This window comes from Novosphingobium sp., from assembly GCF_039595395.1.
Taxonomy (GTDB): domain Bacteria; phylum Pseudomonadota; class Alphaproteobacteria; order Sphingomonadales; family Sphingomonadaceae; genus Novosphingobium.
Genome location: NZ_JBCNLP010000001.1, coordinates 2,476,923 through 2,502,449, shown reverse-complemented (window position 1 = coordinate 2,502,449; position 25,527 = coordinate 2,476,923). Strand labels below are relative to the sequence as shown.

The 25,527-nt window shown below is 64.3% G+C and carries 20 protein-coding genes and 3 pseudogenes; 11 read left to right on the top strand and 12 right to left on the bottom strand.

Going from position 1 to position 25,527, the window contains the following annotated elements; translation table 11 throughout:
- Positions 1 to 73: 73 nt before the first annotated feature.
- Both ABDW49_RS11610 and ABDW49_RS11605 read right to left on the bottom strand, forming a co-directional pair.
- Positions 74 to 1,702, bottom strand: coding sequence for an alkaline phosphatase D family protein (locus tag ABDW49_RS11610; protein WP_343612049.1), 1,629 nt, complete (start codon positions 1,700 to 1,702; stop codon positions 74 to 76).
- A 100-nt stretch (positions 1,703 to 1,802) separates the two neighbouring features.
- Positions 1,803 to 2,676: pseudogene (locus ABDW49_RS11605) on the bottom strand (helix-turn-helix transcriptional regulator).
- A gap of 98 nt (positions 2,677 to 2,774) precedes the next feature.
- Here ABDW49_RS11605 and ABDW49_RS11600 point away from each other — a divergent pair.
- Together ABDW49_RS11600 and mgtE are read left to right on the top strand one after the other, a co-directional pair.
- A complete protein-coding gene (locus ABDW49_RS11600; RefSeq protein ID WP_343612048.1) occupies positions 2,775 to 3,692 on the top strand; it encodes an SDR family oxidoreductase in 918 nt (305 codons plus the stop codon).
- A gap of 203 nt (positions 3,693 to 3,895) precedes the next feature.
- Positions 3,896 to 5,266, top strand: a complete 1,371-nt coding sequence (gene mgtE / locus ABDW49_RS11595) for a magnesium transporter (protein ID WP_343612047.1) — start codon at positions 3,896 to 3,898, stop codon at positions 5,264 to 5,266.
- A 37-nt stretch (positions 5,267 to 5,303) separates the two neighbouring features.
- Here mgtE and ABDW49_RS11590 read toward each other — a convergent pair whose 3' ends face one another.
- Positions 5,304 to 6,443, bottom strand: a complete 1,140-nt coding sequence (locus ABDW49_RS11590) for a sterol desaturase family protein (RefSeq protein ID WP_343612045.1) — start codon at positions 6,441 to 6,443, stop codon at positions 5,304 to 5,306.
- A gap of 33 nt (positions 6,444 to 6,476) precedes the next feature.
- Between ABDW49_RS11590 and ABDW49_RS11585 the strand changes: the two genes are divergently transcribed.
- Both ABDW49_RS11585 and ABDW49_RS11580 read left to right on the top strand, forming a co-directional pair.
- Positions 6,477 to 6,620, top strand: a complete 144-nt coding sequence (locus ABDW49_RS11585) for a hypothetical protein (RefSeq protein WP_343612043.1) — start codon at positions 6,477 to 6,479, stop codon at positions 6,618 to 6,620.
- A gap of 200 nt (positions 6,621 to 6,820) precedes the next feature.
- Entirely contained in the window at positions 6,821 to 7,477 is a 657-nt protein-coding gene (locus ABDW49_RS11580; RefSeq protein WP_343612041.1) for a DUF6683 family protein, read from the top strand.
- A 58-nt stretch (positions 7,478 to 7,535) separates the two neighbouring features.
- Here ABDW49_RS11580 and ABDW49_RS11575 read toward each other — a convergent pair whose 3' ends face one another.
- From ABDW49_RS11575 to ABDW49_RS11565, 3 genes and pseudogenes are all read right to left on the bottom strand, one after another.
- The gene (locus ABDW49_RS11575) at positions 7,536 to 7,790 is read right to left on the bottom strand and encodes an aldehyde dehydrogenase family protein (RefSeq protein WP_343614258.1); all 255 of its coding nucleotides are present in this window, start codon (positions 7,788 to 7,790) and stop codon (positions 7,536 to 7,538) included.
- Positions 7,791 to 7,911: 121 nt separating this feature from the next.
- Positions 7,912 to 8,574 (bottom strand): annotated as a pseudogene (locus ABDW49_RS11570) (aldehyde dehydrogenase family protein); the annotation flags it as partial.
- Between the two features lie 76 nt (positions 8,575 to 8,650).
- Positions 8,651 to 8,980, bottom strand: a pseudogene (locus tag ABDW49_RS11565) (aldehyde dehydrogenase family protein); the annotation flags it as partial.
- 213 nt (positions 8,981 to 9,193) lie between these two features.
- On the opposite strand from ABDW49_RS11565, the gene ABDW49_RS11560 reads away from it, so the two are divergent.
- The 6 genes from ABDW49_RS11560 (at position 9,194) to ABDW49_RS11535 (ending at position 16,673) form a co-directional block, all read left to right on the top strand.
- On the top strand, positions 9,194 to 9,553 hold the full coding sequence (locus tag ABDW49_RS11560) for a hypothetical protein (RefSeq protein ID WP_343612040.1): 360 nt from the start codon (positions 9,194 to 9,196) through the stop codon (positions 9,551 to 9,553).
- 99 nt (positions 9,554 to 9,652) lie between these two features.
- Entirely contained in the window at positions 9,653 to 10,891 is a 1,239-nt protein-coding gene (locus ABDW49_RS11555) for a GTP-binding protein (protein WP_343612039.1), read from the top strand.
- Complete coding sequence (locus ABDW49_RS11550; protein ID WP_343612036.1) at positions 10,888 to 11,490, top strand: DUF1826 domain-containing protein; 603 nt, start codon at positions 10,888 to 10,890, stop codon at positions 11,488 to 11,490. The genes ABDW49_RS11555 and ABDW49_RS11550 overlap by 4 nt, the downstream gene beginning before the upstream one ends.
- Positions 11,487 to 12,602 (top strand): GTP-binding protein, encoded by a 1,116-nt coding sequence (locus tag ABDW49_RS11545; RefSeq protein ID WP_343612034.1) that lies wholly within the window; start codon positions 11,487 to 11,489, stop codon positions 12,600 to 12,602. Before ABDW49_RS11550 ends, ABDW49_RS11545 begins: the two co-directional genes overlap by 4 nt.
- A 65-nt stretch (positions 12,603 to 12,667) precedes the next feature.
- Complete coding sequence (locus ABDW49_RS11540; RefSeq protein ID WP_343612033.1) at positions 12,668 to 13,894, top strand: phospholipase D-like domain-containing protein; 1,227 nt, start codon at positions 12,668 to 12,670, stop codon at positions 13,892 to 13,894.
- 118 nt (positions 13,895 to 14,012) lie between these two features.
- A complete protein-coding gene (locus tag ABDW49_RS11535) occupies positions 14,013 to 16,673 on the top strand; it encodes a glycosyl hydrolase (protein ID WP_343612032.1) in 2,661 nt (886 codons plus the stop codon).
- Here ABDW49_RS11535 and ABDW49_RS11530 read toward each other — a convergent pair whose 3' ends face one another.
- The 5 genes from ABDW49_RS11530 to ABDW49_RS11510 form a co-directional block, all read right to left on the bottom strand.
- Positions 16,674 to 18,035, bottom strand: a complete 1,362-nt coding sequence (locus ABDW49_RS11530) for a carbohydrate porin (RefSeq protein WP_343612030.1) — start codon at positions 18,033 to 18,035, stop codon at positions 16,674 to 16,676.
- On the bottom strand, positions 18,032 to 18,913 hold the full coding sequence (locus ABDW49_RS11525; RefSeq protein WP_343612028.1) for a shikimate dehydrogenase: 882 nt from the start codon (positions 18,911 to 18,913) through the stop codon (positions 18,032 to 18,034). Before ABDW49_RS11525 ends, ABDW49_RS11530 begins: the two co-directional genes overlap by 4 nt.
- A 32-nt stretch (positions 18,914 to 18,945) precedes the next feature.
- Complete coding sequence (locus ABDW49_RS11520) at positions 18,946 to 20,316, bottom strand: MFS transporter (RefSeq protein WP_343612026.1); 1,371 nt, start codon at positions 20,314 to 20,316, stop codon at positions 18,946 to 18,948.
- 140 nt (positions 20,317 to 20,456) lie between these two features.
- Positions 20,457 to 21,386 (bottom strand): LysR family transcriptional regulator, encoded by a 930-nt coding sequence (locus ABDW49_RS11515; RefSeq protein ID WP_343612025.1) that lies wholly within the window; start codon positions 21,384 to 21,386, stop codon positions 20,457 to 20,459.
- Positions 21,387 to 21,440: 54 nt separating this feature from the next.
- The gene (locus tag ABDW49_RS11510; RefSeq protein ID WP_343612024.1) at positions 21,441 to 22,361 is read right to left on the bottom strand and encodes an AraC family transcriptional regulator; all 921 of its coding nucleotides are present in this window, start codon (positions 22,359 to 22,361) and stop codon (positions 21,441 to 21,443) included.
- Between the two features lie 172 nt (positions 22,362 to 22,533).
- Here ABDW49_RS11510 and ABDW49_RS11505 point away from each other — a divergent pair, with 172 nt between their 5' ends.
- A complete protein-coding gene (locus tag ABDW49_RS11505) occupies positions 22,534 to 23,502 on the top strand; it encodes an SDR family NAD(P)-dependent oxidoreductase (protein ID WP_343612022.1) in 969 nt (322 codons plus the stop codon).
- Between the two features lie 171 nt (positions 23,503 to 23,673).
- Here ABDW49_RS11505 and ABDW49_RS11500 read toward each other — a convergent pair whose 3' ends face one another.
- A complete protein-coding gene (locus tag ABDW49_RS11500) occupies positions 23,674 to 25,170 on the bottom strand; it encodes a hypothetical protein (protein ID WP_343612021.1) in 1,497 nt (498 codons plus the stop codon).
- Positions 25,171 to 25,527: the final 357 nt, after the last annotated feature.

The following is a 25,527-nucleotide window of genomic DNA, read 5'->3' as shown; positions in this document are numbered from 1 at the left end:
AGTAGTTGCGAGGGCCATCGCCCTCGCGCTCCCTTTATTGTCTGCGTTGCGTGCAATCTCGGCCATGCGCTTCTTACGCCATGCGATTGCGCCCACGTTCCACAGTGGCGCGATGACCGATCGTCGCGCGGGGCGAGCGGTTCAGGATGCTGTCGCTCATGATCCAGCTGTTGGTCACCCGATCCGCCTGCACAGTGATATCCATATAGCCGCGCCGCGACGTATCGCACCACGCCAGTTCCGGATTGGTCTTCACCAAAGCCGCAGCCACCTTCTCCGGCGCCGCCTTCAGAGCGGACTCAAACCCCGGCGAGGTCACCGAATGTCCGGCGAATTCCACCGCTGCGGCATGGCCATCATGCGCCAGATTATAGGCCCATGCATTGTGGCTGTCGCCCGAGAGGACAACCGTGCTGCCGCCCGAACCCAGCGCGCTTTTCAGGAAGCGCGCCCGAGCGGCAGGATACCCGCCCCAATTGTCATAATTGAACGGCAGCCCCACCGAAGCGGCGGTGATCCCCACCTTGAAGGCTTGAGCCGTGCCCTGGCTCTCGGCGCCAAGCCAGTTCGCAATCTCGCCGGGCATCACCGTGTTGCCCATGATCGTCCCGAAGCCCACGATTTGCCAAGGCCGCCCGCTGTGCGCCGAGCGTCGCATGCCGTCAGCCAGCCATGCTTCCTGCGCCGAGCCCATCATGGTCGCCGCCGGATCCATCCATGCGCCATCGCGGAAGGTCTTGAGCGCAGCCACCGGATCGGCCTCCTTGAACAGCGGGGCGATGTCGGGCTGACGGGTGCGCTCCAGCAGGCGGGTTTCAGTGCGGAAGAAAGTCGCCAGCCCGCCGATGTCATAGGCCGCCCAGGGCTCGTCGGACACCGGCATCCATTCGCGATAGACCTGCATCGCGGCGGCACGGCGAGCATTCCAGTCGCCCTGATCGGCGTGATGGTTTTCGGCGCCGCCTTCCCAACTGTCATTGGCGCTTTCATGGTCGTCCCACTGGGCCAGCATCGGGAAGCGGGCATGCAGCGCGCGTAGGTCCGGGTCCGCGCGATAGCTGGCATAGCGCAGGCGATAGTCGGCGATATGCACTGTATCACCGGCGGGCATCATCGACCGCCCGGCCACGGCTTCGCCCGCCTCGGGATAATGGCCGACCGAATATTCGTAGAAATAGTCGCCCAGATGGATCACGCAGTCCAGATCGTCCCGCGCGGCGGCATGGGCATAGGCGTTGAACCAGCCGAAAGGCAGGTTCGAGCAGGAGAAGATTGCCGCCCGCCATGGGCGCATGCCGTCCTCGGGCAGGGTGCGGGTGCGGCCCACCGGAGAAAAGCTGCCATCGGGCGCCACGAAGCGATAGTAATAGTCGCGATAGGGCTCCAGCCCGGAAAGGGTGATCTTGACCGTATGGTCGCGCCAGGGGCCGGTCTGCATCGCGCCAGCCGTGACGATCCGCGCGAAATCGGCGGTCTCGGAGATCTCGGCGCGGATATCGGCCACATCCCGGCTCGATGGGACATAGCGCGTCCAGAGCAGCATCGAACGCGCCGAGGGTTCGCCGCTCGCCACGCCATGGGTGAAGCCGGTCAGCGTCAGCAGATCAGCGGCACGCACCCAGTCGGGCAGCAGCAGGGCGCCCGCGCCGAACATGGCGGTCTTCATGATCGAACGGCGGTCGAGCAGGGCGGCTGGGGTCATGCAGGGCTGTCCTTGAACGCGATATGCGGTTTGCGAGCAGCTAACGACCCAAGATGACAAATGGACGACGATGGTGGGTCTGCGCGTTTTATTTCAAAGGCTAAGCCTGCCTGTTCCGTGCCTCGATCAGGCGGCGGACCTGCTCCACACCTTCGGGCGTGGCCGGGTTATAGACCAGCATGTTGAGGTCGGGCCGCCCCTCCACGGCGAAGGTCGAAAACTCCAGCTCGATCAGGCCGACGTCGGGATGGCGGATGCGCTTCACCCCGTCGCCATGGCCCGCAATGTCGTTGCTGCGCCACAGGGCGGCGAAGTCGGCGCTGGATTGAGAGAGTTCCTCGACCAACTGGCGAATTTCCTCGCCGGCTCCGGCGCGCGCGGCATCGGCGCGAAAGGAGCCGACCACATAGCGCGCCACATGCAGCCAATCCTCTTGAGCATCACGGATGCGCTCGCTGGAAAACATCAGCCGCAGGATGTTGCGCTGCTTGCGCGGCAACAGGGCATAGTCGGTCAGCAAGGCAGCGGCGGCATTGTTCCACGCCACCACATCCCAGGTCGCGGTGCGGATCAGCGCCGGGCTGAGCGCCATCGTATCGAGCACACGCTGCAGGCGCGGGGTAATTCCGTCGATCTCGCGATAGCGTGGCTCGGGCGGGTGGCCCAGAGCCAGCATGAACATATGCTCGCGCTCGGGCTCGGTCAGCATCATCCCCGCCGCGATGCGGTTGAGCACATCGGCCGAGGGCGCTCCGCCGCGTCCCTGCTCCAGCCAGGTGTACCAGGTGGGGCTGATGTTGGCGCGCTGGGCGACCTCCTCGCGGCGCAGGCCGGGGGGTGCGGCGGCGCCCGATTTGAAAGCCGAAACTGGCCGGATCGAGCCGGGCGCGGCGATCGCGCAGAAAACTGCCCAGCGCGTTGCCCGCTTCCAGCACATCGTCAGCCGTTGATGGTTGCTCATCATGAGGGGGCATGGGGAATCCTGTTGAGGTTTATACCACGATAAACTCACTACTTTAACAGGAAGCATTCTAGGCCGATCTGGGGCGCCGGACAATATGGAGCCAAGCCAATGCGTATCTTTCTGACCGGAGCGACCGGCTTTATCGGATCGCGGATCGTCCCTGAACTTCTGGAAGCCGGGCATGAGGTGCTGGGCCTCACCCGTTCCGACAGCGGTGCTAGAGCGCTGGAGGAGGCCGGGGCGCGTGTGCATCGCGGCACGCTGGAAGACCTTGCCAGCCTGCGGACCGGTGCCGAGCAGGCCGATGCCGTGATCCACACCGCCTTCGATCACGATTTCTCCAATTTTGCGGCCAATTGCGAGAAGGATCGCGCGGCGATCACCGCCATGGGTGAGGTGCTGAAGGGCTCGAAGCGGCCGATGCTGATCACATCGGGCACCGGGCTGGGCAGCCATGCCGATGGTTCGCCCGCCACCGAGGATGTGTTCGACCACGCCCATCCCAACCCGCGCGCGGCCTCGGAGCAGGCCGGGCAGGCCCTGCTGGAGGCGGGTGTCCATGTCGATGCGATGCGCCTGCCTCAGGTGCATGATCCGGTGCGGCAGGGGCTGATCTCGCCGCTGGTCGCCATCTCGCGCGCGAAGGGCCGCGTGGCCTATGTGGGCGAGGGGCTGAACCGCTGGCCCGCAGGGCATGTGCTCGATGTGGCGCATCTCTATCGGCTGGCGATCGACAAGGCGCTGGCTGACGGCACGCCCGGCGCTCGCTGGCACGCTGTGGCCGAGGAAGGCATCACCGCGCGCGCCATTGCCGAGGTGCTGGGCGCCGGGCTTGGCCTGCCGGTGACCTCGCTGACGCCGGAGCAGGCACCCGAGCATTTCGGCTGGATGGCGATGTTCGCCGCGCTCGATATGCCCGCCTCCAGCGCCTGGACCCGCGCTCAATTGGGCTGGAACCCCAAGGGGCCGGGAATGCTGATCGACCTGCAGGCCATGGACTACAGCGCTGAAGCGCTGGCCGGATAAGACCCGGTGTCGGGGCGGCGGTATCTCGCCGCCCCACATTGACTACCGTCTCAACGAGGTCCAAAGGGGCCGCGGCACAGCAAGTGCCAAGTCAGGAAGCGAGAACATGTCCAGCGACAGTTCCAGTATGATCGCACGTCGGGGAGGCGTCCGCTAGTTCGCGCTGGCTGTCGTCCGCCCGGTCGTGCGGACGAAGGTGTAACATGATGAACGACCTCTTTGCCGGTGTGGTCACCGGTTCCCACGCGAATGGTGCGCGCAAGAGCCGCAATGGGCTCTATATCGCCGATATCGTCGAGATGCTGAACGCGTGTCCGCGTCAGGAAGCGGCGGAAAAGCTGGCGCGCATGCCCGATGTGCGCGCCGTGGCCGTGCTCGACCGGCCCGAATTTCGCCGCGCGCCCGATGTGTTGGCGCTGATGCCGGTTGCCCGCGCGATCGCGCTGGTGTCGCAGATGTCGGAAGACCGCGCCGCCGATGTGCTCGCCGCGATGGGGGAGGCGGGCGAGCCGATCATCGCCGCGCTGACCCCTGATTTGCGCAAGTCGCTGACCGCGCTGCTGGCCTGGCCGCATGACAGCGCCGGCGGCATGATGACGACCGAATATGTCGCCATTCCCGAAAGCGCCACGGTGGAACAGGCGCTGGCCCATATCCGCAGTGTGGAGCGCACCCGCGAGACCATCTATTCGATCTTTCTGACCGATGCGGCCGGGCGGCTGGTGGCGGCGATTTCGCTGCGCCGCCTGATCATGGCCGAGCCGGGCTCTGCCGCCATCGATCTGGCGCGCGGGCGCGATCCGGTCTGTGTTGGCCCCGGCACCGACCGTGAGGTTGTGGCCGATCTCATCCGTCGCCATGACCTGCTGGCCCTGCCGGTGGTGAGTGAGGATGGTCGCCCGCTGGGCATCGTGACCGTCGATGACGTGCTCGATGCGCTGGTTGCCGAACACACTGAGGATGCGCAGAAGTTCGGCGGTGTCGAGGCTTTGGACCGGCCTTATCTGGAAACCGGTTTTCTGGCGATGATCCGCAAGCGGGCGGGGTGGCTCTCGGTGCTGTTCCTGTCCGAGATGCTGACCGCCAGCGCCATGCAGCATTTCGAGACCGAGCTGGAAAAGGCTGTGGTGCTCACCCTGTTCATCCCGCTGATCATGAGTTCGGGCGGCAACAGCGGCAGTCAGGCGACGTCGCTGATCATTCGGGCTCTGGCGCTGGGGCAGCTTCGCCTGCGCGACTGGTGGCGTGTGGCCTTGCGCGAACTGCCTGCCGGATTGGTGCTGGGCGGCATTCTGGGGCTGGTGGGGATCATCCGCATCGCCGTGTGGCAGGGCTTTGGTTTCTATGACTATGGCCCGCATTGGGTGCTGGTGGCGGCCACGGTGGGGGCAGGGCTGGTGGGTATCGTCACCTTTGGCTCGCTGGCCGGGTCGATGCTGCCGTTCCTGTTGCAACGCCTGAAGTTCGATCCTGCCAGTGCTTCGGCGCCCTTTGTGGCCACGCTAGTCGATGTGACCGGGCTGGTGATCTATTTCACCATCGCTCTGGCCATCCTCTCGGGCACTCTGCTGTGAGGAAGCGCCCGCCTGTGGGGCGGGCGCTTTCCAATTGTCAGTCAGCCTTGCGCACGAAGGGATAGCGCATCTGGGCCAGGTAGCCGGTGGGCACCGCCTCGGGCACGCCATAGCCCTTGGGCCATTCGCCCTTGGGGAAGTAATGCGTGCCGAACAGGCGGTCGAGCCAGGGAAAGTGGATCGCGAAATTCTTGTCGATCCCTTCCGCCTCCAGCGCATGGTGCCAGTGATGGAAGCGCGGCACCACGATCCAGCGGCCCAGCCGGTCGAAATCGCCGCGGATGTTGGCATGCACCAGTGAGGAATAGACATAGACCATGCCGATATAGGCCTGCATCACCGAGGGCAGGAAGCCGAAGGTGAGCAGCGGCAGCGAGGTGACGCCGCGCAGCAGGATGATCTCGACGAAATGCATGCGGCCGCCAGCCAGCCAGTCCATCGAGCGCGCCGAGTGATGCACCGCATGAAAGCCCCAGAGGAAGGGAATGCGGTGGAAGGTCCGGTGGAACCAGTATTGCGTCAGATCGGTGAGGAACATGGCCAGCAGGAACTGCACTGCCCAGGGCAGGCCGCTGATCGTCGCGCGGATGCTGCCAAGCGCGGTGCCATGTGCATTGAGGTAGCTTGAGGGCGCCAGCGCGAGGAAGGTGATGAGCTGCACCAGCATCGAGCTGACGAGGAAATAGAACAGATCCTCGCTCCATTCCGGGCGGAACAGGCGTTGTTTGGCGCGATGGGGCAGGATGCGTTCCAGCGGGGCGAACATCACGCCAGTGGCGATCAAATTCAGCGCGAAGAAATCGACGCCGAAGAAGATGCCCCAATCATGCGCCTCACGCGGCTGGACAGAGGCTCCGCCAAGGATCGTGGCACCCAGCGCGACGATCAGCGCGGTAAGGCCCAGCGCCTTGCTGGGGCGCAGCATCAGGCTGAGCAGCGCCAGCCCATAGGCGCCCAGCAGCGTGACATGGACCAGAATGCGAAAGCCGGGCGAGGTCAGCACGCGGCCCAGATCGGGCGTGGCGAACCACATCGGCCAGCGCAGCGCGGTCACGAAGCACAGGCCCGCCGCCGCCAACAGCAGCGCGAAAAAGCCTGCAAACCAGCCGGTCCCGAAGCCGCGCGCCTCGATCGGCGCCTCCAGATCGTGAACCAGCTTTTTGAGAAAACCTGCCATTCCTGTTCCCCTGTTTCGTTGAGGGAGGAGGTAATGGATAAATTGAACAATGTCTATTTAATTTTCACAGGAGGGCACGCCTGGTTCGGCGCGCTGGTGGAAGGGGGAGTGGCAGATGGCTGGAGCAGCGATCCATCATGTGATCTGTCGAATTTTTTCAAGAGTTGTCCAGAGTGATCATCTATCGAATTGACGGATCTGATCATCAGAAAATCCATTGCTCAGGTCATAAATTCATCCCGCATTCCATGCTTTACTGAGAGGGTGAAGCCTGTGTGATGCACGATATCCGCAAGGTAAATTGTTGAAGTTGAGGGAGGCGATGCTTCATGTCACGGATTTACGGTGCTCTGCTTCTGGCAGTTATGGCTTGTGTCGTGGTTCCAGCGCCTGCTTCTGCCCAATATGTCGGTACGACCGCTCCACTTTTTCCGACATTGATCGTCCCGCTGTTCTCCAATGCGACGACCATCCCCTTCACCGGCAGCAGCGCGATCCATCAATCTGCCCCGAAAGCAGCGCCCCCCAGCACCCGCATTCCTGCCAGTGTGGCCTCGCAGGTGGATCTCAATGCCGCCGATCTGGCCACGCATTTTCCGTCAGATCTTCGCGGAACAATGAAGGCGAACTATGTGCAGTCTTTCGGTGCCTTCAAACAGTTCGAGCGCAAGCTTTCGCTGCCCGACAATGATGTCGCCACCGCGATCTCGTCCTATATCGCGGGCAATTACATGTTCCTGCACGGCGTCGAACTGCCGGATGCCGCTTTTCTGAAGGTGGTGGCGCAGGTCCGCCACGGGCTGGAGGAGAGCAAGGGCTTCCCGCGCATCGCGCTGCAGACACGGCGCAAGATGTATGAGCAGACCGCGATGGTCGGCATGTTCATGGCGGTCGCGCAGCTTTCGCGCAAAACGGCGACGGAAAATCCTGCGACTGTCAGCAATCTTCAGGATTCCGCGCGCGCCAATCTCGCCATGGTGCTTGGCAAATCCGCCGCCAATCTGCGGATCGATGGCGAGGGCATGCATTTCTGACCGACCTTCTGCCGGTCAAAGGGCGCCAGCGGGTTTCTCCGCTGGCGCCCTTTGCTGATCACACGTTGGCGACCACCACCGCGCGGGTGTTGAGGTAATTGTCGAGCGCCTCGGGCCCACCTTCCGTACCGTACCCGGAATCCTTGAGCCCACCGAAAGGCAGTTCAGCCGAGGGCGTCGCGGGCGTGTTCACCCACAGCATGCCGACTTCGACCCGGCGGGTCAGCAGATCGGCATGGGCCAGCGAGCGGGTGAAGGCATAGCCGGCCAGGCCGAAGGGCAGGCGGTTTGCCTCGGTGATCGCCTCCTCCAGCGGGTCGAAGCCGCGGACCGCCGCGATCGGGCCGAAGGGCTCGTCGTTGAACAGGTCGTGCCTCCAGCGGCACGTCGGTCAGCACGGTGGGCGCGAAGAAGTTGCCCGTCTCGCCGATGCGGCTGCCGCCGGTGAGCAGGGTGGCGCCTTTCTCGACCGCATCCTGCTGGAACTCGGCCATGGCGGCCAGACGGCGCGGATTGGCCAGCGGGCCCATCTGCGCGCCCTGCGCGGGGCCGTCGCCGACCTTGAGGCTGCTTCGGCGTGGCTTGACCAGCGCCTGCGCGAACTCCTCCTTCACGCTGTTGTGAACCAGGAAGCGCGTGGGCGAGATGCAGACCTGGCCGGCATTGCGGAACTTGGCGGCGCCAGCGGCCTTCACCGCCAGGTCGATGTCGGCGTCCTCGGCGACGATCACCGGGGCATGGCCGCCCAGTTCCATCGTGACGCGCTTCATGTGCTGGCCGGCCAGCGCGGCCAGCTGCTTGCCCACCGGGGTCGAGCCCGTGAAGGTGACCTTGCGGATGATCGGATGCTGGCGATCAGGTAGTTCGAGATCTCGGCGGGATCGCCGAAGACCAGGCCCACCACGCCCGCGGGCACGCCCGCGTCGACGAAGGCCTGGAGCAGGGCGGCCGGGCAGGCCGGGGGTTTCCTCCGGCGCCTTCACGAGGAGCGAGCAGCCTGCGGCCAGCCCCGCCGAGATCTTGCGCACCACCTGGTTGACCGGGAAGTTCCAGGGCGTGAAGGCGGCCACCGGGCCGACCGGCTCCTTGATCACCATCTGGCGGATCGCCAGGTTGCGCGAGCGGCACGATGCGGCCGTAGACGCGGCGGCCTTCGTCGGCGAACCATTCGATGATGTCGGCGGCGGCCAGCACCTCGACCTTCGCCTCGACCAGCGGCTTGCCCTGTTCCTGGGTCAGCAGCTGGGCGATGTCCTCGGCGCGCTCGCGCATCAGCGGCGCGGCCTTGCGCATGATCTTGCTGCGCGCGGCGGGGGTGTGGTCGCGCCAGGTCTCGAAACCGCGCTGGGCGGCCTCCAGCGCGCGGTCCAGGTCGGCCTTCCCGGCATGGGCCACCCGGCCGATCTCCTGCCCTGTCGCGGGGTTTTCCACCCCGAGCGTGCGTCCGTCTGCGGCATCCTGCCAGGTGCCGTTGATGAAAAGCTGAGTGTCGGGATAGGTCATGGCGGGGGGACTCCGGTAAGATGGGGCGAGACGCATGGGGAGGGAGAGGCTCTTGCGTTTCGCGGATGCACATATCGGATGCGACTGGCTTTTCGGCAAGGATAGGCGCCGGATCGCCCATTATCCCTGCGGTCACCCGTTGCGCATGTGGGGCCAATGCCCTGCCTTTGCGATGCCCTTGAAGGCTCCCATCGCAGATGCCACATAAGTCTGATGCAAGCTCATCGTCGCGCGCTGGTCGCCGCTTCCGCCTATAGTGTCATCACCGGACAGAAAGTCGCGGGGCTCTATGATTTCGCCGCTGGCGAGCATCTGCGCGTCGCCGCCGAATGCCGGGGCAAGCGGCTGCAGGGGGCGGATGGCGATCGGTCTTCCACTTTCGGGGGCGACCTTCCCGATATTTTCGATGTCGGCGACCAGGCGTTCGTCTCGCTGGAGGTCGATGGAGACAAGGCGAGGGGCTATGACCATGGCTCCGCCGGGCATTATGAGGCGCGTGTCTCCGAACGCCTGATCCAGCTTTACGATCACGCGCAGCAGGCGTGGTTTTCCTTTGAGCCGCAGATCGCCTGACATCCCGACCCCATAAAGGCCGCCGTGTCATGCGGCCCATGGGATTGCTCCTTGCGATAAGATGATATAATGTATCATTGATTCTGTGAGGAGTACCCCATGACCCATCCATCCGCCGCCGACGACGGCCGCCTGCCCGTTACCGTTCTCTCGGGTTTTCTGGGGGCGGGGAAGACCACTCTGCTCAATGCCTTGCTTGCCAACCGGCAGGGTTTGCGCATCGCGGTGATCGTCAACGACATGTCGGAGGTGAACATCGACGCCGATCTGGTGCGCGGCGGCGATGCCTCGCTGGCGCGCAGCGAGGAGACGCTGGTCGAGATGACCAATGGCTGCATCTGCTGCACCCTGCGCGACGATCTGCTGCTGGAGGTGCGCAAGCTGGCCGAGGCTGGGCGTTTCGACTACCTCGTGATCGAAAGCACAGGCATTTCAGAGCCTCTCCCGGTCGCCACCACCTTTTCCTTCCGCGATGAGGCGGGTGTGTCGCTGGGCGATGTGGCGCGGCTCGACACGATGGTGACGGTCGTTGATGCGATCAACTTGCTGAAGGACTATTCCAGCCAGGATTTCCTTGCCGATCGCGGGGAATCGCTAGGCGATGACGATACGCGCAGCCTTGTCGGCCTGCTGGTCGAGCAGATCGAATTTGCCGATGTGGTGGTGGTGAACAAGGCCTCCTCGGTCAGCCCTGAGCAACTGGCGGTCGTGAAGAAGCTGGTCGCCAGCCTGAATGCCGATGCCCGCATCATCGCCGCCGATCACGGGCAGGTCGATCTGCAGGCCATCCTTGGCACCGGCCTGTTCGATGAGGACAAGGCCTCGCAGCACCCGCTCTGGGCCAAGGAGCTATACGGTTATGCCAGCCATCAACCCGAAAGCGAGGAATATGGCATCGAGAGCTTCGTCTATCGCGCGCGCCGCCCCTTCGATCCCGCGCTGTTCCACGCCTTTCTGACCGGCGAGGGGCTCGACCGGGTGGTGCGCGCCAAGGGCCATTTCTGGCTGGCCTCGCGCCCCGATCTGGTGGGCGAGCTGGCGCTGGCGGGCGCCCAGACAACGACCTCGCGCATGGGCCGCTGGTGGGGCAGCATCCCCAAGCATCTGTGGCCCGAAGATGGCCGCTTCGAGCGTTTCGTGGCGCAGCATTGGGATCATATCTGGGGCGACCGGCGGCAGGAACTGGTCTTTATCGGCATCGATATGGATGAGAGCGCAATTCGCGCCGCGCTGGATGCCTGCCTGTTGCCGGTGGATGCCTTCACGCCTCGGGTCTGGGCCGGGCTGCATGATCCTTTCCCCTCATGGGATGCTCCGGTGGTCGAGGCTGCCGAATGAACCTCGTTCAAGTGAAAAGCCCCGTCTCGATCTCCGGCGGGATCGAGGGGCTGGACGACATTCTCTGGCCCGGCGTGGACCTGACCCTGTGGCGAAGGGAAAGGCCCGAAACGCTGAACTGGCTCGACCGGCAGAACTGGGAGCCGGTGTCGGACGTGGATTCCATCGTGATGACGCAGGACGTGCACAGCCAAGTCGCGCGCCTGTTGCAGGCCGCGCACTATCCGCCCGGCGCGCGGACTGCGGCGCTGGCCCATGAGGTTGCCGAGCTTGCGACCTACTTCGCGACACTGATGGGCTGTTCCTCGCTGCGGCTGCGATTGGAGATCGTCGAGACCGACGGCTGCAAGAAGTTTCACGCCGATTATGTCCGCGCCCGCCTGCTCAGCACCTTGTCAGGCCGGGGTACCGAGTGGATCTATGCCGCCTTGGCCGGCGAGGATGCACATATCGAACAGATGGCAGCGGGCGACGTCGGCATCTTCAAGGGCCGTTTGTGGGAGGAGGAACCGGCGATCCTGCACCGCTCCCCGCCCATGGGCGCTTCGGGGGAGCAACGGCTGCTGCTGGCCATCGATCCTGTGGGAGAGGCAGCTTGAGCCTGCTTCTCACCGGCGCCCAATCGCTGATCCCCGTCTCGGTCCTGACCGGCTTTCTGGGCAGCGGCAAGACCAGCCTGCTCAACCGGCTGGTGCAGATGCCGGGCATGAACCGCGTGCTGGTCATCATCAATGAATTCGGGGAGATTGGTCTCGACCATGATCTGATCGCGCGGACCAGTGAGGATCTGGTGGTGGAGATGATGGGCGGTTGCCTGTGCTGCACCATCAGGGGCGATCTGCTGGCCACCCTGCGCGATGCACCATGGCGTTTCGCACGCGATGGCCTGTGCTGGTTCGACCGCGTGCTGATCGAGACCACCGGTCTGGCCGATCCGGCGCCGATCCTTCACACGCTGATGACCGACAGCCATCTCACAAGCCTCTACCGGCTGGATGGGGTGATCACCACGGTCGATGCCGCCACGGGCATGGCGACGCTGGACCGTCAGGATGAGGCGGTGAAGCAGGCCGCGATGGCGGATCGCCTGCTGTTGACCAAAACCGATCTGGTGATGGCGGCGGAGGAAAACGCCCTGCGCGCCCGGCTGGCGGATATCAATCCTGCCGCGCCGGTCATCTCGGTGCTGCATGGCGAGGTCGATCCTACCCATCTCTTCGATGCCGGTGTCTACGATCCCCGAAGCAAAAGCGAGGATGTGCAGAACTGGCTTCAGGCCGAGGCCTATGAGCATGGCCATCACCACCATCACGGCCATGCTCACGATGTGAACCGCCATGGTGACCGCATCCATGCGACCTGCCTGACCTTCGACACGCCGCTCGATGCCGAAAGTTTCGAGCGCTGGCTCGATCTGCTGATGCGGATCAGGGGCGCCGATCTGTTGCGGGTCAAAGGCATCATTCATCTGGCGGGTGAGGAGCGCCCGGCGGTCATCCATGGCGTGCAGCATGTCTTCCATCCGCCGGTGCTGCTCGATGCATGGCCATCGCAGGATCGGCGCAGCAGGATCGTCTTTATCACCCGCGATATCAGTGGCGACGACCTGCGCGCCATGCTGCCGCTGATGGCTGGCCCCACGCCGTCGCAGGATCGGAACGGTCTGCTCGGCAGTTCTCCCCGCGCCGGGCTTTTCACTGCCAGCATGTAAGTTAGACCTTGACCGGGTAGCGGGAAAGCGTGTCTCGGCGGTGCGTGATGTTTGAGGATATATCGATGCTGTTCAATGGGCTGAAATCCTGTGGCCATGCCCTGGCCGCGCTGTCGGTTATCGTCACCCCGGCGACAGCTTTCGCCGGGCAGCAGCTTCCCGGTTTCGAACTGGTGCATAATGCCCCGGTAGAAACCAGCCTCGCCACACCGGATTTGCGCGATGCGGGGTCGGTCTGGGTCGATCTGATCTCCCATGCGCGGCAGAGCGTGGATTTCGAGCAGTTCTATGTCGCGGGTGGTGGTGGCACGGCGCTTGACCGGGTGATCACGGCCATGGAGTCCGCCGGACGACGCGGAGTGCGCATCCGCTTCCTGATGGAACAGAAGGGCGTCTCGATGTCCGACGAGGCGACGCTCAACCGCCTCAAGGCCATTCCCAATCTGACCTTCCGCCTGCTGCCCTTCGCTCAGGTGAGCGGCGATGGCATCATTCACGCCAAATTCTTCACCGTTGATGGGCGCCAGAGCTATATCGGCAGCCAGAATTTCGACTGGCGCTCGCTCGAGCAGATCGATGAAACCGGCGTTCTGGTCAGCGACGCGCATATCGTCGGACAGGTGCAGGCGATCTTCGCGCATGACTGGAATGCTCAACAGGCGCTGGCGCAGGGCCATCGGCTCGAACCGCTGCGGCATGAGGATGACAAGGCGGATGAAGGCCGCCGCGCTTTCCTCGTGGCCAGCCCCAATGCCTTCGATCCCAAGGGCGTCGGTGACTCTCAGGCGGCGCTGATCCGGCTGATCGACGGGGCGAAGCGGTCCGTTCATGTCGAGGTGATGGAATACAGCCCGCTCAGCTTTTCGGGCGCGCCCTATCCGCTGATCGATCAGGCACTGCGCCGTGCCGCCGCGCGCGGGGTGGAGGTCCGTCTGCTGATCGCGGACTGGAGCCTCAGCCCGAAGCGGCAGCCCGGTCTTCTGGCTCTGGGCTCGGTCCCCGGCGTCGAAATCCGTGTGGCGACCATCCCGCAGGCCCCGACCGGCCCCATTCCCTTTGCCCGTGTCGTGCACACCAAGGTGATGGTGGTGGACGACGAGACAGCTTGGGTCGGGACGAGCAACTGGGAAGGGGGCTATCTCGACAATTCCCGCAATCTTGAACTGGTTTTCCGCGACAAGACCATGGCGGCGAGGGTGGATGCGCTGGAAAACAGCCTTTGGACATCAGCCTATGTCCAGCCGCTCAAGCAAGCCATCGAGGAGCGCGCACGCAAGGCCAATCCATCGTAAAGGGCCTGCATTCCAATATATGCAATCATCGATTACATATTGAGAATGGTGTGAGGCCGCGATAAGCCCATAGATGGAGAGAACAGGGGCATAAAGTCCCCGTCTGATGGGATTTTGCATGTTATCCATGCCGCGCCTGACCACCACGCTCGCCCTGTGCCTGGCCGCCCTGACACGCTGCGCAACGCCCGCTGCCGCTGACACGGCTGCGGACAGGTTGTGGGCCACGTTCCAAAATCCCCCGGCGCAGACCCGGCCCATGGTCCGCTGGTGGTGGTTCGGCCCTGCGGTGCAGGATGGCGAGATCGACCGGGAAATCTCGGCGATGCAGGAAGGCGGCTTTGGTGGTTTCGAGGTGCAGCCCACCTATCCGCTGTCGCCAGACGATCCGTCGCGCGGTATCGCCAACATTCCCTATCTGTCCGATCCCTTTATCGCCCGGCTGGCCCATGCGGGTGAGACAGCGCGCCAAAAAGGCATGCGGATCGATGTGACAATCGGCTCGGGCTGGCCTTTTGGTGGACCTTATGTTCCGGTCACGCAGGCGGCCTCCATGGTGCGGATGGCACAGCTCACCCTATCTGCGCGCCAGACTTCCGCCTGCGCTCCAGCACCCGGTGCGGGCGAGCAGCTTCTGGCCGCCTATCTCGATGGGCAAAGGATCGCGCTGACCGACGGTTGCGTCCACCTGCCGTCTGCCACCACACCGCGTCGGATCGATATCGCGATTGCCAGCCGTACCGGCCAGCAGGTCAAGCGCGCCGCCGTGGGCGCGGAAGGTTTTGTGATCGATCATGTCGATGCGGCGGCGGTGCGGCATCATCTTCAGGTCGTGGGCGACCGGCTGCTTCAGGCCTTCCCCAAGGATCAGCCGCCCTATGCCATGTTCTCCGACAGTCTGGAGGCCTATGGCTCAAGCTGGACAGGCGATCTGCCTCAGGAGTTCCGGCGCCGTCGCGGATACGATCTGCTCGACCATCTTTCCGCGCTGTTCCAGACCGGGGCCGACAGCGAGGCTGTGCGTTACGATTGGGCGCGCACCCTCTCCGAACTGGTGGATGAGCGTTACCTTGCGCCGATCACCGGCTGGGCTCAGGCGCACCAGACGCGGTTCCGGGCGCAGGTCTATGGCTTTCCGCCGCCCACACTGTCGTCGAATGCTCTCGTGACGCTGCCGGAGGGCGAGGGGGCTGATTGGCGCTCCTTCACCTCGACGCGCTGGGCGAGTTCGGCGGCGCATCTCTATGGTCGGCCCGTGGTGTCATCGGAGGTCTGGACCTGGCTGCATTCGCCGACATGGGCCGCAACCCCGCTCGATATGAAGATCGAGGCCGACCGGCATTTCCTGCAGGGGATCAATCAGTTGGTGGGCCATGGCTGGCCCTACACCCCGCCGGGCGTCGCTGAACCGGGCTGGGGTTTTTATGCTGCCTCGGCGCTCAATGACCATAATCCGTGGTATCCGGCGATGCCTGCGGTGACGCGCTATCTGGCCCGGATCAGTGCCCTGCTGCGCGAAGGCACCCCTGACAATACGGTGGCAATCTATCTGCCGACCGAGGATGTCTTCGCCAACATGGCGCCCGACTATGCTTCGGCGGACAAGGCGATGAAAAGCCGGGTGTCCTCCGCGATGATCGGTTCGGTGCTGGATGCCGGTTACGGCTTCGACTTCATCGATGCCACCGCCATCCGCAAGGGACGGCTGAGCGCCGGAATGTTGATCCTGCCGCCGATGAAGCGGATCGACCCGGATGCATTTCAGGCCATCCTGAATTGGGTAAAAGGCGGCGGCAAGGTGATCGCGCTGGATCATCTGCCCGATGCGGCGGGCGGGCTGCTGGATCAGGCCAGCGCCACGCAGCGGGTGCATGCCATCGGGCAAGATCTTATGCGGGTTGGCGGGAAGGCTGCGCAGATCGTGCCGACGGCTCAGGTCGATGCTGCCCTGCGTGCGGTGGCCCCGCCTTCCGTTACTCTTGCAAGCCCGCAGCCTGCGCTGGGCGTCCTGTCGCGCCGGATTGAGGGTGGGCATCTTTATTTCATCGCCAACACCGGGCCGCGTTCCATCGACACCACGGCGCGTTTTGCCGGGGATGCGGCAGGCGGATCATGGTGGGACCCGATGAGCGGATCGCGCAAGGGCGTGCCTGCCGGGCCGTTCGCGCTGCATCTGGAGCCTTATGAAACGCGTGTGTTGATGCTGGGCGAGGCCTATGCCGCACCGGTCGGGCCCGAAAAAGCCCTGCATGTGCTGGTCGATCTCTCCACCGACTGGAGCCTAAATCTGTCCGGTCATGAAGAACGCCTCCCGAAGATAGGTCCATGGACTGATCGCACCGACAACAAGGGTTTTTCCGGCGCGGCGCATTATCGGCGCAGCTTTACCCTGCCTGATGCGGCGGCGGGCCATGCCATTGTGCTCGATCTGGGGCCATCCCTGCCTCTGGCGAAGGAAGAGGGAACGCCCGCGCGCCCTCAGGCCAACATCGCCGCCCCGGTGCGTGAAGCCGCGATCGTCAGCATCAATGGCAAGGCGGTTGGCACGCTTTGGGCACCGCCTTACCGGCTCGATATCACGCAGGCGCTGCGCAGTGGCCATAATGACATCGATATTATGGTCATGAATGGCGCGCTCAACGCTCTTGCCACGCGACCTCCAGCCGACCGGCGCGTGCTGACGCTGCGTTATGGCGAGCGCTTTCAGGATCAGGACCAGGATCGTATCATCGCCCAGCCATCGGGCCTCACCGGCCCCATCACGCTGCTGACCGACTGATCACACCACCAGCTTGAGCGTCATGCCCCCGACCACCGCATCGGCATAGAGGTCCGTGCCGCCGACATGGTTGATATATTGCAGATTGGGCCGCACCGTCAGCGGCCCGAACTGCGCGCTGTAATAGATCTCGCCACTGGCCTCATAGGTCTGGACGGTGGTCGCTTTTCCGGCGGCCAGCAGGCCCAATTGCCGGTCGGTGGTGCGCGGGTTGATGCGGGCATAGACCAGACCGATGCCCGCCATATCCTTGGGTCGCGCTGCCCAGAAGCCCTTGGCCACCACGCCCCCGCTCACGAAATAGGGCACGCGCGCGGTGTGCAGATCCGATGCGGTGAAGGTGCCGAACAGACTCAGCACACCGCCGCCGCCCTTGCCGATATGGGCGATACCCTTTTCGCCCATCACCCAGGCGCTCCACCGCTCCTGCCGTGTGACGGGGGCAAGGCCCGAGAGTGAGTAATTGTTGCCATTGGCATCGGCGTAGACATCGGGCTTGTTGGTGGTGTCGATCAGCCCGCCGATGCGGAAGAGCGCGGGCAATTGCCCCGGCTTGATGCCGCCCTTCCATTGCAGCTCGACCGGGATGACGGCGGAATCGAATTTAGGCGCCAGATCCCAGCCATGGAAGCTTTGCGCGCGGGCCGGATTGACCTCGAAGATCGCGGCGGAAAGCGACCAGCCTTTGGCGATGTTCTGCCTCACCCGCAGCCCCCAGCGCGGCACGGGAAAGCCCGAAAAGCCGCTGTTGTAGAACAGCGTGGTCGGGCGCGGGCAGAAGGCGAAGTTCTGGAAATTGCAGCCCGAGGGCAGCGTCGCGAAATCGGCGCCGCTGTTGTACATGCCGATCTTCACGGCGGTCTTGCCGTCGTTGAACTCCTGCTCATAGGTGATGTTGGCGGGGCGCACATCCTGCCCGCCGCCATAGAGTTCCTGCACCTCGAACAGATTGCCCAGTCGGGTGGCGGTGAGGTCGACGCCCTTGCGCTCGACCACGGTGAAGATGAACTTGCCGCCCTTGAAGCCGAAGGCCTTGCCGGTGTCCACCGCGACAGAGGCCAGCAATTGCTGGGTATAGGCGCTGCCGTCGCGCGCGCCGCCGGTAAAGGCGCTGGCGCTTTCGGACTGATAGGCGAAGGTCAGGTCCACGCCCTTGTTGCGCAGACGCTGACGCCAGTGAGGCGTTGCCGAACCTGATGAGGCGGCGGGAATGGTGGCCGAGCCGGTCGTGTCAGGTGGCGTGCGCGCTACGCTGAGGGCGGTGGCGATGGCTGCGGCGTCAGGCGCGGGGGGCGAGGAGGCCGCTGTGCTCGCCACGGGCGGCGCGACCTGGACCGTGGCAGGCGGAGCCGCGTCGATCATGAGCCTGCCTTGGCAAAGGCCCGCAGCATGCGCGCGGCATCGGGCTGGGTGCCGGTGAACAGCGCGAAGGCATGCGCGGCCTGAAGCACCGCCATGCCGCCGCCCGCCAAAGTGGCGCAGCCACGCGCGGCGGCGGCCTCCAGCAGGGGCGTACGTGCCGGGAAATAGATGATGTCCGAGACCCATTGGCGCGGATCGAGCAGGGCAGGATCGAAAGGCAGGCCGGGATGGCTCTGCATGCCCACGGGTGAAGTCTGCACCACGCCGTCAGCCCCGGCCAGGGCGTGGGCGACATCGGGGCTGGCGGTGACGCGCGCTTGCGGGAAAACCGCGCCCAGCCGCGTGGCCAGAGCCTGCGCCCGCTCGGGGGCGGTGTCGACGATCCGCAGATCGCGCGCGCCAAGGTCGAGATGGGCAAAGCCTACAGCCGCTGCCGCGCCGCCTGCGCCGATCATCGCGACAGTCTCACGCGGCTTGTCGCCAAGGCCGGTCAGAAAATGTGCGCGATAGCCCGACCAGTCGGTGTTGTCGCCAAACAGGCCTTCGGGTCGCCAGACCACGGTGTTGACCGCCCCCAGCACCCGCGCCGCATCGGACAGATGATCGAGCAGCGGCACCACCGCCTGCTTGAAGGGATGGGTGACATTCACCCCGGCAAAGCCCATCTGGCCCAGCATGGTCAGGATGCGCGGCAGGCCCGCCTCGCCATAGCCCATCACCGCCCCGTCCAGAATGCGGTAGACCAGCGGCAGGTCGAGCGCGCGGGCCTCGGTTTCGTGCAGTTCGGGGCTGCGCGAACCGGCGATGCCGGCGCCCAGCAGACCGCACAGGAAGCTGTTACCGGGCAGCGCGCCGCCCGATTGCAGGACTTCAGTCATCTCGATGAACCTTTATGGAAAGGGAATGTCTATCAGTCGGCCTTGCCGAAGCGGATCAGGGTGATCAGCAAGCCGCCGACCACGATGGGGGCGGAAAACACCCCGAAGATCACCGGCAGCGAGACCTTGGCGCCCAGCAGCACACCGCCCAGCATCGGGCCGATCACCGCGCCGATGCGGCCCATGCCCATGGCCCAGCCGATCCCCGCGCTGCGCACATGGGGCGGATAGAACTGGGTCGCCAGTGGATAGCAGCCGTTGAAGCCGCCCTGCACGAAGACGCCGATCAGGAAGGCGGTGAGCAGGGTCAGGGCCAGCGGCATCTGCACGGTTCCGAACACCATCAGCGCGGCGGCGGCCAGCATCATATAGACGCAGATCACCCGGCGCAGATCGAAGCGCATCGCCACCAGCCCCACCGTGGAGGTGCCGAAAAAGGCGCCGATGTTGTAGATCGCCCCGGCATAAATGCCGTCCTTGGGTGACAGTCCGGCCTCGATTGACAGCTTGGGGATCCAGCTGATGACGAAATAGAGTGTCATGAAGCACAGGATAATCGCCAGCCACAGCAGGAAGGTGCCGGGAGCACGATCATCGGCCAGCAGCGTGCGCAGACCGGGGCGTTCCTGCGCATCGGCGGGGCGCGGGGGCAGGGCGTCAAGCAGGGGTTCACCCAGCGAGGCGAGCTGGCGGTTGATCTGTTTCAGCGCCCCCTTGGGTTGGCGGGCGAGCAGGAAGGTGATCGATTCAGGCAACAGCAGCCAGGTCAGCGGCAGCACGATGGCGCAGAGGATCGCCGCGCCCAGCAGCATCACCTGCCAGCCATGGCTGGTGAGATGCTGCGCCACCACAAAGCCGGTGATCGTTGCTCCGACCGGATAGCCGGCCTGAAGGAAGCCCACCGCAAAGCTGCGGTATTTGGCCGGGGCATATTCGGCGGTCAGCGCGGCCATGCTGGCCAGCACGCTGCCGATGCCCATGCCGACCACGAAACGCGCCGCCAGCATCTGGTACAGATTGGTGCAGAGCACCGATGCGAACATGGCCGAAGCCATCAACACCAGAGCCGTCAGGATCAGGCGGCGTCGCCCGAAACGGTCGGCCATCGGGGCCAGCCACAGGCCGCCGCAGGCCATGCCCGCCAACCCGGCGCTGAACAGCACGCCCAGCCGGTCAGGGGTGACATGCCAGTCCGTCGAAAGCGCCGGAGCGATATAGGAGAGGATCAGCACATCCATGCCGTCAAGCATGTTGAGCAGGAAGCACAGGGCCACCACCAGAACCTGAAGGCGGCGCCATTGATCCTGACTGCGCACAGGCGTCTGTTGCCCTTCTGCGGTAACGCCCTCTACGGTCACAAAGGGCCGCACGGAAACCGTGCCGCGTGCCGAATAGCTTGCCATGGCGTGATGCTGCCTTTCTCCGCGACGCACCCCGATCCAGCGGGGCACTTTCTTCTGCCTGTCAGCATGCAGGCGGGCAGATCTGAAAACCAGCGCATGAAAACGTTTGATCCATACCGTGATGTTATGGCCTGGACATTTTATTGCTCGATTTGTTTCGCGGCTTGTCTGGGCTTGGGACGGGGCAGGCTTTGCAGCACCAATCGCGCAATCTCTTCAAAGGTTTCTCCCGCGATGGCGCGCGCGATGCTCAGGTTGCGGCTGAGATAGACGGGCAAGGTGCCGGGCTCCTCGAATTCAAGAAAGCGCACGCTGTCGGCATGGGGTTGCATGGCGGTGAAGCTGTCGACCACCGCCACACCCATGCCATGGGCCACGAAGGCGACGGCGGTTTCGGCAAAGCGTACATAGGTGGCGACTTGCAGGTCCTGCCCGGCGTGCTCGAACATCTCGGCGATGGCGGTGCCATGAGGTGTGTCGGGCGGGAAGGAGAGGATGTTCTCCCCGGCGATATCCTCGACGCGGATGTGATCGCGCTCGGCCAACGGGTGACTGGCGGGCACGGCGCAGACCAGCCTTGCCGCCGCGATCCGGTTGGAGAGCACATTGGGGTGATCGAGGGGGAACAGGGTCAGCGCATATTCGCCCTTTTGCTGGGCCAGATAGTTGTGCGCCTGTTCGAGCGAAAGGATATCGAACTGCAGGGTGATGCCGGGAAAATTGGCAGAAAGCCGCGCCAGCATGATCGGCAGTACCGAATGGCCCAGCGAGGGCGAGGCGCCGATGCGGAACAGCCGGTCCTCGCCCTTGGCCAGACGGCGCACGGTGTTATCCAGCCCTGACACGCCCTCATAGATCTGCTGGATCTCGTCGAAGAGCACCTGCGCTTCCTGTGTCGGCAGCAGGCGGCCCCTTGTGCGGTCGAAGAGGCGGAATTGCAGCCGGTCTTCCATATGGGTGAGCATGCGGCTGATGCCCGGCTGAGAGATGTTGAGCATTTTGGCTGCGCCGCTAACCGTTTTGGCGATCATGACGGCGCGAAACATCTCGATCTGGCGCATGGTAAGCATGGGTAAGCCTTTATCACAGTGGGCCTATCGCGCCTATAGCTGCGGGCAGGGGGCTTAGATCGCCTCCTCCTCCTGCCACGCCGAGCCGTTCATCAAAGCCGCGTCGCGCGCCGGCGATCGTCCGAACTGGCGCGCATATTCGCGGCTGAACTGCGATGCGCTTTCATAGCCCACCGCAAAGGCCGTCCTTGCCGCATCGGCGCGCGTCGAGAGCAATTGGCGCGCGGTCTGCAGGCGCAGGCTCTTCTGATATTGCAGCGGGCTCATGCCGGTTGCCGCCTTGAAATGGCGGTGGAACGAGGGCACGCTCATCCCTGCGATCAGCGCCAGCGCTTCGGTGCGCAGGGGCTGGTCGAAGTGCTGTCGGATATGCTCGATGGCGCGGCGGATGCGTGACAGGCGGCTGTCGTCCCGCGCCAATTGCCTCAGCATAGGGCCATGGCCGCTTTGCAGCAGGCGGTAGAGCACTTCGCGCTCGCGGGCAGGGGCCAGAACGGGAATATCCTGGGGCTTGTCGAGCAGCGCCAGAAGCTGATCCCAGGCTTCCAGCAGATCACGCGTCACCGGCGCCAGTCCGAAGCCCGTTGTGGGCATCCGGACCTCATCGAGCGCAGTCTGATCGGGCAGGGCGGCTGGCAGCTCCCCCAGCAATCCGGCCAGCGCCTGATGGTCGAGAGAGAGGCTGGTGACGACATAGGGGCGTTCGGCTGTGGCTTCGCTCACACGCCCGGTGGCAGCCACATCGACCGAAGCGATAAAGCAACTGGCCGCGTCATAACGCAACTGGCTGTTGCCGATCATCACCTCCTTGGCGCCTTGCAGCACCAGGCAGGCCATGGGGCGATAGACGCTGGCCATCGGCCCGCCCGTTTCGTTCAACACGCACAGGCCCACGCGCGGCACGGGGGTTTCCCAAAGCAATCCGCTGGCGTGGCGTTGCACGCGGCGGCACATGGAATCGAGCAAATCCTGCATGGCGTTCAGGATCGTGGCTCGCAGCGGGTTTTGCAAGGCGGTTGATAGGATCAGGCAAGAGGTTGAGACGATCGGGCACCGTGTCCGGCCCCGGCATCGCCATATGGCGGGAACGGGCCGCCTGCCGATCCCCCTTTCATGGCGGCGCGCTCAGGAACAGATGGAGACGATCATGACCAATGCATTCGGAGCGACTTCGACCACCGATGATGTGCTTGCGGGCCTGGATCTGCGTGGCAAGCGGGTTCTGGTGACGGGCGCATCGGCCGGGCTGGGCATCGAGACCTGCCGCGCTCTGGCCGCGCGTGGCGCCGATGTGGTGGGCGCCGCCCGCGATCTGGCCAAGGCCGAAGTGACGACGGCTGCGGTGCGCGCGGCAGCTTCGGCCAGTGGCGGGAGCTTCGCACTTGTCGAGCTGGATCTCGCGTCGCTCGCCAGTGTGCGGGCCTGCGCCGCTGCGTTGAACGCTCAGGGGCAGGGTTTTGATGCCATTATCACCAATGCGGGCGTGATGGCGCCGCCTTTCGGCCATACTGCCGATGGCTTCGAGACCCAGTTCGGCACCAATCATCTTGGTCATTTCCTGCTGGTTAACCATATTACCGGGCTGATCCGGGAGGGAGGGCGACTGGTCAGCCTGTCGTCCTCGGGGCATCGTCTGGCCGATGTCGATCTGGAGGATCCCAATTTCGAGCGTTCCGCTTATGATCCGTGGGTCGGCTATGGTCGCTCCAAGACCGCGAACATCCTTTTCGCCGTGGAATTCGATGCCCGCCATCGCGAGCGCGGCATTCGCGCCACCGCCGTTCATCCCGGCGTGATCTGGGAAACCGAGTTGAGCCGCCATATGAGCGAGGATGAGAAGCAGGCGCTGGTCGGTTCGATCGAGGCTGGGTTGGCGGCGGCGGGGCAGCCTCCGTTGGCCTATAAGTCGATTGCTCAGGGCGCGGCGACGTCAGTGTGGAGCGCGGTGGTGGCATCGGCAGATGCGGTCGGCGGGCTCTATTGCGAAGACTGCCATGTGGCGCATGTTGAGGAGCTGGAAGGCATTCGCGCTGGCGTGCGTCCTTATGCGCTGGATCGGGAGCGTGCCAAGGCGCTGTGGGCACTGAGCGAGCGACTGGTTGGCGAGCAGTTCTGAGCGATGTGGAGGGCGTGGGGTTGGCCCATGTCCTCTATCGCGTTGGGTGGGATTTTAACATAATATAGATTATCGGTATTATCTGTTTCAAATCCAGCCATCAGATAAGGCGGTCCCGCAAAAGCCGACGGGACCGCCCTGCAACCTATCTCTCTGACATGCCGAGCGCCATCAAACCTCCAGCAACCCGGCCGGCAGCACCAGCGTGTTCAGTGAGTCCGCTGGAAGATCGAGCGTCAGCACTCTTTTGCCGATGCCGTAACGCACGCGCTGGATCTGCCCCAGACCATTGTTGGCCACCAGCACCAGCGAGCCGTCAGGATTGCGGAAAGCCAGTTGGTCATTGAAGCCCAGGAAGCTGTCGACCGGAACGGCGCGCGCTCCGGCCTGCACTTGGCCCCCCAGATGGCGCATCAGCCAGTAATCGGGCGTCAGGGTGAAGTCGCGCTTCACCGGATCGACCACGATCATGCTGTTCTGCGGCCAGCCCCAGCCGCTCATGCCGCCTGTGGGCATCACCATGTTCCAATAGGTCCATGCGCTGGCGCCCGCGTCGAAATACTGGCGGATCGTCGCCCAGCCATAGCGCGCATAATGCCAGTCATTGGTGCCGATGCCGCATTCCTGCTCGCTGCCCCAGATGGCGATATCGGGGAAGCGATCGCGGATCACCGGCAGGGCCCCCTTCCCGGCCCATTGCACGCCCAAACCTTTCACCACCTCTGCCGCCTGCGGGTCGGCCATGACCTTTGAGACGAGATCGGCATTGCCGCGCTCCAGCGTGCCGAGGAAGATGGTGACGCCCAGCGGCCCCATCGCCCGCCCCAGATGCGGCAGGAAACGCGCCAGCCCCTCGGGCGTCCAGCAGCAGGAGGGGAAAGGCTGGGCCGAGTTGAACTCATTCTGCGGCATCACCGTGCTGATGGCGATGCCCTCCTGCGCATAGGCCTGAACATAGCGTGCGAAATAGTTGGCATAGGCCGCGAAATAGCGGTCTTCCTGAATGAAGCTGTCGCTGCCTTCGTGGCCCAGTTGCTCGGGTTTGATGCCATTGGCAGGCTGGCCGGGCCATGCGGGGGCCTGGGCATAATGGCCGCCCTTCTTCATCCATGTCGGCGGCGACCAGGGCGAGGCCCAGACCTTCAGATCGGGCCGCAGGGCCTGCGCGGCCTTGATAAAGGGGATCAGCGTTTCGCGATCGCGCGCGACAGAGAAGTGATCGAGCGCGAAATCGCCCGGCGTCTCATCATAGGAATACCAGTCGCGCGAGAAATCATCAGCGCCCAGTGGCGTGCGGCACTGGCTGAAGTTGCATCCTTGAGCCGTGAACAGCAAGGAGAGCGCCGCATGGCGTTTGGCGGGGGACAGCAGGGTCAGCGCATCCCAGCCCCTTTCGCTGAAGGCGCCGCCAAAACCGGCCATGGTCTGGCGCGGCTTGTCGAGCTGGATGGTGGCGTCCTGTGCGAACATCGCGGGTGCAGCGGGAGCCAGCGCGGGCACGGCGTGGCTCTGCCACGGCAAGGTGGCGGTGGTGCTGAACCAGCTTGCCCCCGATGCGCCCGCCTTGCCTTCAACGGCGGTGGCGGCCGCAGGCAACAGGCCCGCACCAGCCACACCGCCGATCATCCCGAGAGCCCCCCGGCGCGAAAGAGCAAAAGCATCCGTCATGGTAAAATTCTCTCCCGAAAAGCCATCTTATGGACCCCGCAAAAAGGGCAGCGCTTTATCCGGGGATGCCACGCCGCCCTTTCTCCCTCAACGGTAAAGCCGCTCCCCTGGAACTTCGCACCGGCGAGCAGGCTGTAGGTCCGCGTCAGATCCGACATGGCGTAGGAGGATGAGATGCGGCCCAGCGCCACTCATAAAAAGTGCCTCATCCTTCATATCTCCCTCCAGATTGCGGCGGCCCGTCCGGATTGTTTTTTCTTCCGGATCGCGTCTCAGCAGGACTGTTTGCAGTCGAGTTCAATCATGGCGGGGAGGTCTTAAAAGTACGACTATAAAATCATCCGAATGGATGGTTTT

What these genes read in the sequence shown, in the direction of transcription:
- ABDW49_RS11500 (WP_343612021.1), bottom strand. Translation starts at nt 25,170, where the DNA reads ATGACGGATGCTTTTGCTCTTTCGCGCCGGGGGGCTCTCGGGATGATC.
- ABDW49_RS11505 (WP_343612022.1), top strand. Translation starts at nt 22,534, where the DNA reads ATGACCAATGCATTCGGAGCGACTTCGACCACCGATGATGTGCTTGCG.
- ABDW49_RS11535 (WP_343612032.1), top strand. Translation starts at nt 14,013, where the DNA reads ATGTTATCCATGCCGCGCCTGACCACCACGCTCGCCCTGTGCCTGGCC.
- ABDW49_RS11600 (WP_343612048.1), top strand. Translation starts at nt 2,775, where the DNA reads ATGCGTATCTTTCTGACCGGAGCGACCGGCTTTATCGGATCGCGGATC.
- ABDW49_RS11515 (WP_343612025.1), bottom strand. Translation starts at nt 21,386, where the DNA reads ATGCTTACCATGCGCCAGATCGAGATGTTTCGCGCCGTCATGATCGCC.
- ABDW49_RS11540 (WP_343612033.1), top strand. Translation starts at nt 12,668, where the DNA reads ATGCTGTTCAATGGGCTGAAATCCTGTGGCCATGCCCTGGCCGCGCTG.
- ABDW49_RS11525 (WP_343612028.1), bottom strand. Translation starts at nt 18,913, where the DNA reads ATGACTGAAGTCCTGCAATCGGGCGGCGCGCTGCCCGGTAACAGCTTC.
- ABDW49_RS11560 (WP_343612040.1), top strand. Translation starts at nt 9,194, where the DNA reads ATGCAAGCTCATCGTCGCGCGCTGGTCGCCGCTTCCGCCTATAGTGTC.
- ABDW49_RS11610 (WP_343612049.1), bottom strand. Translation starts at nt 1,702, where the DNA reads ATGACCCCAGCCGCCCTGCTCGACCGCCGTTCGATCATGAAGACCGCC.
- ABDW49_RS11510 (WP_343612024.1), bottom strand. Translation starts at nt 22,361, where the DNA reads ATGCAGGATTTGCTCGATTCCATGTGCCGCCGCGTGCAACGCCACGCC.
- ABDW49_RS11590 (WP_343612045.1), bottom strand. Translation starts at nt 6,443, where the DNA reads ATGGCAGGTTTTCTCAAAAAGCTGGTTCACGATCTGGAGGCGCCGATC.
- ABDW49_RS11530 (WP_343612030.1), bottom strand. Translation starts at nt 18,035, where the DNA reads ATGATCGACGCGGCTCCGCCTGCCACGGTCCAGGTCGCGCCGCCCGTG.
- ABDW49_RS11555 (WP_343612039.1), top strand. Translation starts at nt 9,653, where the DNA reads ATGACCCATCCATCCGCCGCCGACGACGGCCGCCTGCCCGTTACCGTT.
- ABDW49_RS11520 (WP_343612026.1), bottom strand. Translation starts at nt 20,316, where the DNA reads ATGGCAAGCTATTCGGCACGCGGCACGGTTTCCGTGCGGCCCTTTGTG.
- ABDW49_RS11585 (WP_343612043.1), top strand. Translation starts at nt 6,477, where the DNA reads ATGGATAAATTGAACAATGTCTATTTAATTTTCACAGGAGGGCACGCC.
- mgtE (WP_343612047.1), top strand. Translation starts at nt 3,896, where the DNA reads ATGATGAACGACCTCTTTGCCGGTGTGGTCACCGGTTCCCACGCGAAT.
- ABDW49_RS11550 (WP_343612036.1), top strand. Translation starts at nt 10,888, where the DNA reads ATGAACCTCGTTCAAGTGAAAAGCCCCGTCTCGATCTCCGGCGGGATC.